Origin of the sequence: Kribbella antibiotica, from assembly GCF_004349055.1 — a bacterium.
Lineage (GTDB): Bacteria > Actinomycetota > Actinomycetes > Propionibacteriales > Kribbellaceae > Kribbella > Kribbella antibiotica.
Map to the genome: position 1 here is coordinate 1 of NZ_SMKX01000032.1, position 12,787 is coordinate 12,787.

Sequence of the window (12,787 nt, forward strand, 5' to 3'; positions counted from 1 at the left end):
GAGCCACCACCGCTCCCCCAGCCACGACCCCCGCGTGAGGTCTTGGCCTCCAACTCCTCGCCACTCTGCCGCGCCGTAAGGAAGCTAACCCGCTCCCGCCCGCCTCCAGCCGGTGCCGCACCATCCGCAGCCGCGCCGCTAGCCTCGTCACCTGCGGGCACAGCACGGCGTACCCGGCCTGCCGGCGCGTCACCCGTAGCCTTGTCCTCAGCACCTGGCGAGTCGCTCAGCCGACCGGCGGCCGTGCTGGCATTAGGTCGGCTTCCACGGGTAGTGGTGGCGTTCGCAGCACCCTCATCGTCGCGGGGCAAGGTGGTCTTAGCGCTCACCTCGGGCTTCGAGTCACTCTCATCGTCGCGCGGCGACGTGGTCTTAGCGCTCGCCTCGGACTTGGGGTCATTCGAATCGTCGCGAGGCGACGTGGCCTTAGCGCTGGCCTTGGTCTTGGAGACACTCGATCGGGCAGGACTGCGCCGGACTCGCGGCGCGCCTTCCGAGGGGCCCGCAGCTGCACTCGACTCCGCAGCGGCGGCTGGCGGCGTCTCCGGTGCAACGGGCTGATCGGCACCCCACACATCCACCGCGGCATCTTGCTTGGGCCGCGCGGCCGCAGCGGCCCGCCCATGGCGTACTGCTGGGACCTTCGGCGCCACAACTGCCTCGGGAGCAGATGCAACTGCTTCGGCATCGACTGTGCTCGCCGGGCCGGGCTCAACTACGTCCGGGCCCCATACGTCGGCCGCATCGTTTCTGACGAGCCGCTTCGACTTCGAGGGGCGGACAACGGGGACACCATCGCCCCACGGATCAATAGTCTCGGCATTATTGCCGGCAGGCTCATCGTCGCCGGCGAACGCCTGAGCATCAGCCCGGTAGTCAGCAGACACACTGCGCCGAATCCCAGTACTGGCCCGCCGCGTACTCCCCGGGTCATCCCCGGCAAAGTCCTCATCCAGCTCGCCCCAAGGGTCAACCGCCCGGCCAGCAGCCTGACGCCCACCCTTCCGCTCGCGAGCGGAAGCAGGTCCGTCCGCGTCGCCCGCACCCACTGCGGCCTCGCGAGGCGCATAGGCCTTTCGCGAGCATCGCTCGCTCGCCCCGACAACCTCGTCCGGATTAGCCGCCTCCGCGTCACCGCGCAACCGCGCTGGCTCAGCCGCGCCACGAGCCGCGCCTGCCTTCCGCGGCTTTCGCTCGGCCGCCTGAGCAACCGCACCCGAACCAACTACTCCCGCACCACCGCGGGAGCCCGGCGAATCGCCTGCGCCCACCGCTTCGTCGGCCGAGCCGGCTCCAGCTGGAGTGGCTGGTCGCGCACGGCGGGCCGTCGGTGGGGTCGTCGCACCCTCGAAGACGGCTGCACCTCGCGCCAGGAGCTCGCGGGCGAAGGCCAGGCGCTCTTCGTGGGGGAGAGACAGCGCCGCGGGGGCAGGATCCTCGGCGGAGCGCCGAGGATCACTGCCACCCGCGGTGGGTCGATCAGAAGTCGACATCGACCTCGGCCGTGGCCTTGCCGTCGGCCGGCACTTCCGCCGGCTTGCCGATGCCCATCTTCTCCTGGATCTTCTTCTCCAGCTCGTTGGCCAGATCGGGGTTGTCACGCAGGAAGTTCCGCGCGTTCTCCCGGCCCTGACCGAGCTGGTCGCTCTCGTAGGTGAACCACGCACCGGCCTTGCGCACGAAGCCCTGCTCGACCCCGAGGTCCAGCAGGCTGCCCTCGCGGCTGATGCCCTGGCCGTAGATGATGTCGAACTCGGCCTGCTTGAACGGCGGGGCCACCTTGTTCTTCACGACCTTGACGCGGGTCCGGTTACCGACGACGTCGGTGCCGTCCTTGAGCGACTCGATCCGGCGCACGTCGAGGCGCACCGACGCGTAGAACTTCAGCGCCTTACCACCGGTCGTGGTCTCCGGGGAGCCGAACATCACGCCGATCTTCTCGCGCAGCTGGTTGATGAAGATCGCGGTGGTGTTCGTGCCGCTGACCGCACCGGTCATCTTCCGCAGTGCCTGGCTCATCAGCCGGGCCTGCAGACCGACGTGGCTGTCACCCATCTCGCCCTCGATCTCGGCCCGGGGCACCAGTGCGGCCACCGAGTCGATCACGACGATGTCGATCGCGCCGGAGCGGACCAGCATGTCGGCGATCTCGAGCGCCTGCTCACCGGAGTCCGGCTGCGAGATCAGCAGCGCGTCGGTGTCGACGCCCAGCTTCTTCGCGTAGTCCGGGTCGAGCGCGTGCTCGGCGTCGATGAACGCCGCGATGCCACCGGCGGCCTGGGCGTTCGCCACGGCGTGCAGGGCGACCGTCGTCTTACCGGAGGATTCCGGGCCGTAGATCTCCACCACGCGACCGCGCGGCAGACCGCCGATCCCGAGCGCGATGTCAAGCGCGATCGAACCGGTCGGGATGACCTCGATCGGCGGCCGGTTCTGCTCGCCCAGACGCATCACCGAACCCTTGCCGCACGCGCGCTCGATCTGCGTCAGCGCGGTCGCAAGCGCCTTCTCGCGGTCGGCTTCCTTGCGCTCCGCGCTTGCTGTTGCACCAGCCATCTGACTGCCACCTGACCCATCTCGTCATTGGGCGAACTTTCCCAGCCGCCCGGAGGATTTCCGTCTCGCCAGAGAAGATATTCGGCGCCACGGACAGTTTTCGTCACCACCACGAATCTGTGGATAACCAGGCTGTCCGCCGCCCTTCCCGGAAGCACAAACTATCCCGAACACCTGTTCGAATCACAAATTGACACGCCGAAGCCCACCCGGGCAACCGAACTGGCCCGGCCGCTCCCTACCCTTGCGGCGTGACCGACCGTCCCGACGTCCCCGATTCCGCCGTCGTCCTCGCCCTCAGCCGGGTCGAGTTCGGCCTCGACTCCGTCCTGGACGCGCTCCGGACCCAGGATCCGTTCGGCATCCGCAGCCTGCTCACGGAGTACTCCGCGCAGGAGCGGCCGAACCTGGCCGAGCGGGGCCTGATCCTGGCGATCGACCGGCTGCTGCAGATGAAGGTGCCCGGTCACGCCGAGTGGCCGACGCTGCCGCTGGCCAAGCGCTGCGACTGGTGGGTCGAGCGGCTCGGCGGGTTCGCCGCCGTCATCGCGGGCCTGCCCCGGATCAGCGGCGCCGCAGCCGACCGGCTGCCGATCAAGGACACCCTGGGGGCAACCGTCCAGGCGATGGTGATCGGCGCGGTCTGCCGCGAGTACGGCGTCGAAGCGCACGCCGACCGGACGGCGGTCATCGCCCGCGTCCTCACCGATCGCCCGATCACCCCGGACGACGTCCTCCAGTACGACGACCCGACCGCCGCCGGCCAGGACGTTGCCAAACAGTTGGGCTTCGGCGACGAGTCCGAGGAGGCCGGCCTGCGCAAGGGCATCCGGATGGTCTGGCGGATCAGCAAGCTGCTCGCCGGCCTCGGTGAGGTGTTCGAGGAGCGTCCGCGCGGCAGCCTCGGAGCACGGTTCATCGGCCAGCTGCCGGGGATCGGGGTGGTCGGCGGATTCTTCGACGAGCGCAAGGGCATCCGCAAAGCGGCGTACGAGGCAGCGGATCTGCTCACCAACGGCACGTTCCGGGTCAAGCCGCTCTGATCGACCCCGGGCCGCGCGACTGGAATGATCGGCGTATGAATGCGATCGCCATCGTGCGCCCCGACGAGACCTGGCCGGCCCAGTTCGAGAAGACCGCGCAGATGGTCTGGAAGGTGCTCGGCGAGCTTGCACAGCGCATCGACCACATCGGCTCGACATCGGTGCCCGGATTGCCGGCCAAGGACATCCTCGACATGCAGGTGACGGTCGCGGCCGAGTCCGAGCTGGACGCGGCGGCCGAGCGGATGGTCGCCGCGAACTGGGACTTCCGCCCCGGCGCCCAGCGTGATCACCCGGTCCCAGGCCTACCCGAGGATGAGCACCAGTGGGTGAAGCGGCTCGTGGTCGAGCCGATGTACCGGCGCCGGGTGAATCTCCACATCCGCGTGGCGGGTCGCGCCAACCAGCGCTATGCGTTGCTGTTCCGCGACTACCTGCGCAGCCACCCGGACACGGCCCAGGCGTACGGCGAGTTCAAGCGCCGCGCAGCCGCGCTGCCGTTCGACAACGTTGGCGACTACGCGGACCTGAAGGACCCGGTCTGCGATCTGATCTATCTGCCCGCCGAGGAATGGGCGGCGCGCGCCGGCTGGGCCGTCTGACCGGTCGGTGCGCTCAGCGCTCGCTGGCCGGCAGCCGTAGATGGGCCCACACGGCCCGCCACACCGTCTTGGCGGCCTCGCCATCGGCCAGCGCCTCGACGACCGTGCGGCCCTCGAGCTCCTCGACCACCTGGGTCTCGGCCCAACTCCGGGCATACGCCGGACCGAGATGATGGTCCATCCGCGTCCAGAATTCCGTCAGTCTCATGCTGGTCCGTCGTTGTCCTTCGGAGGTTGTTGTCCCCATCCGCCCTGCTGCGGCGGCTGCTGCTGGCCGTACTGCGGTCCCTGAGCAGGCGGCGGCCCCCACTGGCCGGGCTGCGGCTGCCCCGGGTACTGCGGCTGTCCAGGCTGCTGACCCGGGTACGGCGCCGGTCCACCCGGCTGCCCCTGCCCCGGCTGACCCTGCCCCGGCTGCGCCTGTCCCGGATAACCCGGGCCCGGCTGACCGCCGTACTGACCTGGCTGACCCTGGCCGGGCTGACCGCCGTACTGGCCTGGGCCCTGCGGCGGGTATTGCTGGCCGGGGCCGTAGCTCGGCTGGCCGCCGTACTGCGGGCCCCACTGGCCCTGCTGCGGCTGACCACCGGGCCACTGCCCGGGGCCTTGCTGAGCGTTGGCCTTGCGGCTGCGCAGCACGAAGAAGACACCGCCACCGACGAGCAGCAACAGCACCACGATGAGGACGATCGCCCAGATCGGGAACCCGCCGCCGGCCTTCGAGGTCAGCGAGATGTTGCCCAGCTTGTCGAGGCTGTCGTACGTCGCCGTCCGGCCGTCGACCTGCGCGCCGTTGTCGTGCTCGAGAATCGTGCCCGGCATGGTGATCTTGACGTTCACCTGCGGCTGCTGCGATCCGCCGATCAGCGAGCTGAGATCAGGGGCCTTGACGATCACGACAACCTTGTCGCCGGCCTTGGTGAAGCTGAACCCCTCACCGCTGGACTGCCCCATCTTCTCGAACGGCACGTTGTCGAGCGTGCACTTCTGGCCGACGAACTGGCTGTCGTCGAACGGGGTGCAGGTCACGCCGTCCGTGGTCAGCTGCTTGACGGCGCCTTCGATCTGCTGGGTGATCTTGTCCATCGACTGCCCACTGGCCTGCAGCAGCTGTTTGTCCACCCCGAGCTGCATGCTTCCGGAGACGGTTTCGTCCGGCCCGACCTTGAGATCGGCATCGAACTTCGCGCACCCCGCAAGGGCGAACAGACAGGCCACGACGAGCGCGGCACGGACCCGTTTCATCATGAGCTCGATCATTCCAGACCCCGCCGACAACCTTCACACCGGACGAGTGGCGGCCAGCGTGCTCGAAACTGTCGGAGGCACCCGGCAAGATGGTCGTCGTGAAGAAAACCAGCGCGTTGAGCCGGTTCTCGCCCGCGACCCGGGCGTGGTTCGGCGACGTCTTCGAGGCGGCCACCCCGGCCCAGCTCGAGGCGTGGGACGCGATCACCGCGGGCCGGGACGCGCTGGTGGTCGCCCCGACGGGCTCGGGCAAGACGCTGGCCGCCTTCCTCTGGGCGCTCGACCGGCTGGCGACGATCCCGCCACCAGAAGATCCCAAGCTGCGCTGCCGGGTGCTCTACGTGTCGCCCATGAAGGCGCTGGCCGTCGACGTCGAGCGCAACCTGCGGGCACCCCTGATCGGGATCCGTCAGACCGCCGAGCGGCTCGGCGAGGCACCGGTGAACGTGGAGGTCGCGGTGCGTTCCGGTGACACCTCGGCGGCCGATCGGAGACGCTTCGCCACGAAACCGTCCGACGTGCTGATCACCACCCCCGAGTCGCTGTTCCTGCTGCTGACCTCGCAGGCGCGCGAGTCGCTGCGCGGTGTCGAGACCATCATCGTCGACGAGGTGCATGCCGTCGCCGGGACGAAGCGCGGTGCACATCTGGCCCTGACGCTCGAGCGGCTCGACGCACTGCTTCCGAAGCCGGCGCAGCGAATCGGGCTGTCGGCGACTGTGCGTCCGGTCGAGGAGGTCGCCCGCTTCCTCGGCGGCGAGCGACCGGTGACCGTGGTCCAGCCGAAGTTCACCAAGCAGTGGGATCTCAGTGTTGTGGTCCCGGTCGAGGACATGGCCGAGCTGGCGAGCACCGAGGTCGAGACTTCCGGTTCTGCGGCCGGTCCGCCCCGGCACGCGTCGATCTGGCCGCATGTCGAGGAGCAGGTCTTCAACCTGATCGAGCAGCACCGCTCGACCATCGTCTTCGCGAACTCGCGCCGCCTCGCCGAGCGCCTGACCGCGCGCCTCAACGAGATCGCCGCCGAGCGGGCCGAGCTCGCGCTGCCTGAGGAGGGTGCGCCGGCGCAGGTGATGGCGCAGTCCGGAGCCTCGCTGGCGGCGCCACCGCTGATCGCCAAGGCGCACCACGGTTCGGTCAGCAAGGAGCAACGCGGGCTCATCGAGGCTGATCTGAAGTCCGGGCGACTGCCCTGTGTCGTTGCCACGAGCAGCCTCGAGCTCGGCATCGACATGGGCGCGGTCGACCTCGTCATCCAGGTCGAAGCGCCGCCCTCGGTCGCGAGTGGCCTGCAGCGGGTCGGGCGTGCCGGTCACCAGGTCGGTGCGGTCTCCCGCGGCGTGCTGTTTCCCAAGTTCCGTGGCGATCTGATCGAAACCGCAGTGGTCGTCCAGCGGATGCGTGAGGGACTGATCGAGAGCCTGCACATCCCCGCCAACCCACTCGACGTGCTGGCCCAGCAGATCGTGTCGATCGTCGCGCTGGACTCCATCGACGTCGACGACCTGTTCACTCTGGTACGGCGCTGTGCCCCGTTCGCGACGCTTCCCCGCTCGGCCTACGACGGGGTGCTGGACATGCTGTCCGGCCGCTATCCGTCCGACGAGTTCGCCGAGCTGCGACCGCGGATCGTCTTCGACCGGGTCAGCGGTGAGATCACCGGCCGGCCGGGGGCTCAACGACTCGCGGTGACGAGTGGTGGCACGATCCCGGACCGCGGTCTGTTCGGTGTCTTCCTGGTCGGCGAGAAGACGAATCACCGGGTTGGTGAGCTCGACGAGGAGATGGTCTACGAGTCGCGCGTCGGTGATGTGTTCACGCTCGGCGCGTCGAGCTGGCGGATCGAGGACATCACGCACGATCGGGTGCTGGTCTCCCCTGCGCCCGGTCAGCCGGGGCGGCTGCCGTTCTGGAAGGGCGACGCCGTCGGGCGGCCGGCCGAGCTCGGCGCCGCGACAGGTGCCTTCGTGCGGAAGATGGTCTCGCTGCCGGCTGCCAAGGCGATCGAGCGGGCGCGCGCCGCGGGCCTCGACGAGTATGCGGCCAACAACCTGGTTTCCTACCTCGCCGAGCAGCGCGAAGCGACGAGCCGGGTGCCCGATGACGTGACCATTCTGGTGGAGCGATTCCGCGACGAGCTGGGCGACTGGCGGGTCTGCATCCACTCGCCGTACGGCGGGCAGGTGCACGGTCCGTGGGCGCTGGCGATCGCAGCGCGACTCCGCGAGCGGTATGGGATGGATGCGCAGTCCGTGTCCGGTGACGACGGGATCGTGCTGCGGCTGCCGGAGACGGATGAAGCGCCGCCCGGAGCCGACTTGGTGCTGTTCGATCCGGCCGAGATCGAGGACCTGATCACGACCGAGGTCGGTGGCTCGGCCCTGTTCGCGGCGCGATTCCGCGAATGCGCCGCCCGGGCCCTCCTGCTCCCTCGCCGGAATCCAGGCCGCCGATCGCCGCTGTGGCAGCAACGACAGCGATCCGCGCAGCTGCTGAGCGTTGCGAGCAAGTACGGTTCGTTCCCGATCGTGCTCGAGACCCTGCGCGAGGTGCTGCAGGACGTCTACGACCTGCCCGCGTTGAAGGACCTGCTGACCGGGATCAGTGAGCGCCGGATCTCAGTGGTCGAGGTGGAGACCACAGAGGCCTCGCCGTTCGCGAAGTCACTGCTGTTCGGCTACGTCGGCGCCTTCATGTACGAGGGCGATACGCCGCTGGCGGAGAAGCGTGCGGCAGCGCTGTCGCTGGATCAAGGTCTGCTGTCCGAGTTGCTTGGGCGGACGGAGCTGCGTGAGCTGCTCGACGCCGAGGTCGTCCTGCGGACCGAGGCCGAGCTGCAGCGACTCGCCGAGGACCGGCGGGCGCGCGATGCCGAAGGACTGTTCGACGTGCTGCGCCTTGTCGGCCCGCTGTCGATCTCTGAGGCGTCGCAGCGTTGTGTCGAGGGTGCGGATGCCGAGACCTGGTTGACGGATCTGGCCGCCGCGCGCCGCGTCGTGCGGGTCCGGATCGCCGGCGAGCACCGCTGGGCAGTCGTCGAAGATGTCGCCCGCTTGCGCGATGCCCTCGGCGTTCCGCTGCCGCCCGGGATCGCGGAGGCACATGCCGAGCCGGTCGCGGATCCGCTCGGCGACCTGGTGTCTCGCTATGCGCGGACGCACGGTCCGTTCCGGGCGATCGATCTTGCGACTCACCTGGGGATCGGCGTTGCCGTCGTCAACGATGCGTTGCGACGGCTCGCTGCGGCGGGCCGAGTCGTCGAGGGCGAGTTCCTGCCCGGCGGGATCGCGATGGAGTGGTGTGACAGCGAGATCCTCAGACTGCTTCGCCGCCGTTCACTGGCCGCCCTGCGCAAGGAGGTCGAGCCGGTCGACCCCTCCGCGCTCGCCCGGTTCCTGCCTGCCTGGCAAGGGATCACGAGCAGCCGCGGCCGCGGGTACGACGTCTTACTGGGAGCCGTCGAGCAGTTGGCCGGCTGCGCAGTGCCGGCGTCAGCGCTGGAGTCGATCGTGCTGCCGTCCCGCGTGCCCGGCTATCAGCCGTCGATGCTGGATGAGCTGACCGCGACCGGTGAGGTCGTCTGGGCCGGATCAGGTTCATTACCGGGCACGGATGGCTGGGTGTCGTTACACCTGGCCGACAACTGCGATCTGACGTTGCCTGATCCGGACCCAACGTTCGAGATCGGTGAAACACACCAAGCGGTGCTCGACGCCTTGTCCACCGGCGGCGCGTTCTTCTTCCGGCAGCTCAGTGACGCCGTTGGCGCGGCAACAGGAGTGGTCGATGACGAGACCATGGTGACCGTCCTGTGGGATCTCGTCTGGGCCGGTCACCTCACCAACGACACCCTCACTCCGGTGCGGTCGTTGGTCGGTGGTGGGCGAGGCAGTCATCGCACGCGTCGGGCAACCCCCCGAGCGCGGCCTGGGCGCTCGCTGCGACCGGGTCGACCGGCAATGCCCGCCCGCAGCGGTCCGCCAACCGCAGGCGGGCGCTGGTCGTTGCTTCCGGCCCGCAACGAGGACGCGACGCGGCGAGCCCATGCTGCCGCGGAGACCTTGCTCGACCGGTACGGGATTGTCACGCGCGGCTCGGTGATCACCGAGCGGACTCCGGGTGGGTTCGCCGCGGTGTACAAGGTGCTGAGCGCCTTCGAGGAGTCCGGGCGCTGCCGCCGCGGGTACTTCGTTGCCGGGCTGGGAGCTGCGCAGTTCGCGCTGCCGGGAGCGGTCGACCGCCTCCGTGCGCTGGCTGAGCTGCCCGGGGCTGCGCCTGCGCGCGGGCGACGCGACGAGGAGCCGGCCACGCGCGCTGTCGTGCTGGCTGCGTCCGATCCGGCAAACCCTTACGGTGCCACACTCCCCTGGCCTGAGCGCGAGGGCGCCAGCGGGCACCGGCCAGGACGCAAGGCAGGTGCGCTGGTCGTCATGGTCGACGGCCGATTGATCGTCTATGTCGAGCGCGGCGGGCGGACTGTCCTGAGCTTCACCGAAGATGTCGAGCTGCTGCAGCCTGCGGTGGATGCGCTGGCGCTCTCGATCCGGGATGGCCAACTGGGGAAGCTGAGCGTCGAGACTGCGGATGGGGAGCAGGTTCGGCATACGGCGTTCGGCGATGCGTTGGCCAAGGCCGGCTTCCACGCCACCCCCCGCGGGCTCCGGCTCCGTGCCTGAGGGCGACACCGTTTGGCGGGCCTGCAAGCGGCTCAACCAGGCACTCGGCGGACAGGAGTTGGTGCGGACGGACTTCCGGGTGCCGACCCTCGCCACGACCGACCTCAGCGGCCGGTCTGTGCTGGAGGTCGTTGCGCGAGGCAAGCATCTTCTGATGCGGCTGTCCGGCGGTCTGACCATCCACAGCCACTTCCGGATGGACGGGAGCTGGCATCTTTATCGCCCCGGTGAGCAGTGGCGGGGCGGCCCGGCACATCAGGTGCGCGCGGTGCTCGAAACGGCCGCCTGGACCGCGGTGGGGTATCGCCTACCGGTGCTCGACCTGGTCGCGACGGACGCAGAGGACACCGTCGTCGGCCATCTCGGCCCAGACCTGCTGGCGCCCGACTTCGATCGCGCCCAGGCCATCACGAACCTGCAGTCCGATCCGAGCCGCACCATCAGCGAGGCCCTGCTCGATCAACGCAACCTCGCCGGGATCGGCAACTTCTACCGGACCGAGGTCTGCTTCCTGCTTGGCCTGCATCCCTGGCTGCCGGTCTCAGCGGTCGATCTCGAAGCCACGGTCGAGCTCAACCGGCGGCTACTCAAGGCCAACCTCCGCAACGGCACCCAAGTCAGCACCGGTATCGACCGCCCCGGGCAGCGCACCTGGGTCTTCGAGCGAGCCGGCAAGCCCTGCCGCCGCTGCCGGACCACCATCAGTACGGCGATGATCGGCGACCCGCCCCGGGCCCGTGTCAGCTACTGGTGCCCGTCCTGCCAGCCGGCCCCGGAAACCGGCCCGAACTGACCTGTGGACAACTCCGGTTGTTGAGTCTGCGGTGATACCCGAAATGCGGCGAGACCCAATCCACAACCCACGCATCGACTGAACCCACCATGCCTCCCGACCCCACGCCGTACCGACTGAACCCACTCGCGCTCCGTCCGCCCGCCCGCCCGCCGACTCGCCACTGAACCCACCGCGTCGAGTGGCTCGAGATTGTCGACGGCAAGGGTTTGCCAGCAACAGGGTCCGCACACTCGACGACTCCCGCACCGCTGGCTCGAACACAGCCAGAACTGCCACTTATGTCCTGAGACAGCAACGGTCACCGATGTCCCCAGACCTGACCTGTGGACAACTCCGGTCGCCGACCGGAAGCTGGATATCTTCTCTGTCGCATCGAACATCTGTTCGAGCGAGAGGAGAAGCTGATGTGCGAGATGTGCGGTGGAGTCACCACCGAGGAGTACTCGGAGTCGACCGAGGCAAGGCTGCGGACCTACGGCTGGACACACCAGTACGTCGAGGGGGACGGCGAGCGGAACCCGGGGTTCGCCTACACGATCGGGCTCAGCCAGTACGGCCATCCCGAGATCATCGTGTTCGATCCGCGCGAGGGCTCGGCCTATCTGTGCCTGAAACCGCTCGCGTGGGCCGTGCTCGAGGGCAGCACCTTCTGCGAGGGTGATGACCTGTCGGCGTTCTTCCCGCCGCCGGACCGGGTCGAACTGCTGGCCTTCCCCGACTCGGGGACCCACTTGTTCATCGCGAACAGCATCTTCCGCGGCGCGGGCGAACCACCGCTGCCGGCCTTACAACTCGTTCGCCTGGTCCGGGCCCCGCACTTGCTCAGGGGACGCTGATGCCGACCGAAACCAGCCGCTCCCGAGATGCCGGGAGCACTGGAGGGCGAGGTCGATCAGGCCGCGGAGGCCACGACCTCGGCGGGCTCGATCGCCGTCGGATGCGCCAGCACCAAAGCCTCTTCGCGGGCCAGGTCCTCGCTCACCTCGGCGAAGACTGCCGAGAGCGGCACCTCGAGGGCCATACAGATTGCCGCCAGCAACTCACTGGAGGCCTCCTTCTGGCCGCGCTCCACCTCGGACAGATAGCCGAGGCTGACGCGTGCGTCAGCAGACACCTCGCGAAGAGTGCGCCCCTGGCGCAGCCGCTTACGCCGCAGGACGTCGCCCAGCAGGCCACGAACCAGCACCATGAGGTTTCTCCCTTCCGCCTGTCCGGTCGTCACTACTCGCACCGTAGCCCGACCGTGGGAACCAACGGTACCCGTTGCCGGGTCACTACTCCTCGCAATGTCCACCTTCGGTGCGCCGTCCCAGTCTGTCTTACCTGTCACCATGCTGGTCTCAACACCCCGATCAGTCGAGTTCTTCCGTCACAAGTGCTGCCACAAGCTGCAATGCAGCCTCCACACTGGCCTGCCGCACCGCACCGCGATCACCACTCAGTTGCAATTTCCGCACCTGCACGGAGGCCGGTCCGGCCGCCGCGACGTACACGGTGCCCGCCTCAATCCCCGCTTGGGGGTCAGGGCCGGCCACACCGGTCGTGGCAAGCCCGTAGGTGGCCTCCAGACGCTCTCGCACGCCCGTCGCGAGTGCTGCCGCAGTGTCGGGGTGCACCGGTCCCACAGCGTCCAGAAGATCCTGCGGTACGCCCGCAAGCTTGGTCTTCAGGTCCGTCGCGTAAACCACCACACCACCCCGGTACACCGCTGACACCCCCGCCACGTCGGTCAGAGCTGCACCGACCATCCCTCCGGTCAACGACTCAGCAGTAGCCAAAGTCTCGCCCCGGGCCTTCAAAACTCCGACCAACCACTCGATGCCGCCCCACCCGGTGCTCTCCATGCGCCCATTCCACCCCATCCAG

The 12,787-nt window shown here is 68.8% G+C and carries 11 protein-coding genes; 5 read left to right on the forward strand and 6 right to left on the reverse strand.

Going from position 1 to position 12,787, the window contains the following annotated elements; genetic code table 11:
- Together E1263_RS43625 and recA are read right to left on the reverse strand one after the other, a co-directional pair.
- On the reverse strand, positions 1-1,493 hold a 1,493-nt coding region (locus tag E1263_RS43625; protein ID WP_238161228.1), incomplete at its 3' end, for a hypothetical protein.
- Positions 1,480-2,556 (reverse strand): recombinase RecA, encoded by a 1,077-nt coding sequence (recA, locus tag E1263_RS13730; protein ID WP_132167665.1) that lies wholly within the window; start codon positions 2,554-2,556, stop codon positions 1,480-1,482. The genes E1263_RS43625 and recA, both read right to left, overlap by 14 nt.
- A 251-nt stretch (positions 2,557-2,807) precedes the next feature.
- On the opposite strand from recA, the gene E1263_RS13735 reads away from it, so the two are divergent.
- The gene (locus E1263_RS13735; RefSeq protein ID WP_132167666.1) at positions 2,808-3,599 is read left to right on the forward strand and encodes a hypothetical protein; all 792 of its coding nucleotides are present in this window, start codon (positions 2,808-2,810) and stop codon (positions 3,597-3,599) included.
- 35 nt (positions 3,600-3,634) lie between these two features.
- A complete protein-coding gene (locus E1263_RS13740; RefSeq protein ID WP_132167667.1) occupies positions 3,635-4,201 on the forward strand; it encodes a GrpB family protein in 567 nt (188 codons plus the stop codon).
- A gap of 13 nt (positions 4,202-4,214) precedes the next feature.
- Here the strand turns inward: E1263_RS13740 and E1263_RS13745 are convergent, their stop codons facing one another.
- Complete coding sequence (locus tag E1263_RS13745; protein ID WP_132167668.1) at positions 4,215-4,409, reverse strand: DUF3046 domain-containing protein; 195 nt, start codon at positions 4,407-4,409, stop codon at positions 4,215-4,217.
- Positions 4,406-5,449 (reverse strand): LppM family (lipo)protein, encoded by a 1,044-nt coding sequence (locus E1263_RS13750; protein WP_132167669.1) that lies wholly within the window; start codon positions 5,447-5,449, stop codon positions 4,406-4,408. Before E1263_RS13750 ends, E1263_RS13745 begins: the two co-directional genes overlap by 4 nt.
- A gap of 89 nt (positions 5,450-5,538) precedes the next feature.
- Here E1263_RS13750 and E1263_RS13755 point away from each other — a divergent pair, with 89 nt between their 5' ends.
- From E1263_RS13755 to E1263_RS13765, 3 genes are all read left to right on the forward strand, one after another.
- Complete coding sequence (locus E1263_RS13755) at positions 5,539-10,125, forward strand: ATP-dependent helicase (RefSeq protein ID WP_132167670.1); 4,587 nt, start codon at positions 5,539-5,541, stop codon at positions 10,123-10,125.
- Positions 10,118-10,918, forward strand: a complete 801-nt coding sequence (locus E1263_RS13760; protein WP_132167671.1) for an Fpg/Nei family DNA glycosylase — start codon at positions 10,118-10,120, stop codon at positions 10,916-10,918. The genes E1263_RS13755 and E1263_RS13760 overlap by 8 nt, the downstream gene beginning before the upstream one ends.
- A gap of 407 nt (positions 10,919-11,325) precedes the next feature.
- Positions 11,326-11,757 (forward strand): DUF4262 domain-containing protein, encoded by a 432-nt coding sequence (locus E1263_RS13765; protein ID WP_132167672.1) that lies wholly within the window; start codon positions 11,326-11,328, stop codon positions 11,755-11,757.
- 56 nt (positions 11,758-11,813) lie between these two features.
- Here the strand turns inward: E1263_RS13765 and E1263_RS13770 are convergent, their stop codons facing one another.
- The gene (locus E1263_RS13770; protein ID WP_132167673.1) at positions 11,814-12,110 is read right to left on the reverse strand and encodes a helix-turn-helix domain-containing protein; all 297 of its coding nucleotides are present in this window, start codon (positions 12,108-12,110) and stop codon (positions 11,814-11,816) included.
- Between the two features lie 163 nt (positions 12,111-12,273).
- Positions 12,274-12,765, reverse strand: coding sequence for a CinA family protein (locus E1263_RS13775; RefSeq protein ID WP_202868866.1), 492 nt, complete (start codon positions 12,763-12,765; stop codon positions 12,274-12,276).
- Positions 12,766-12,787 lie beyond the last annotated feature (22 nt).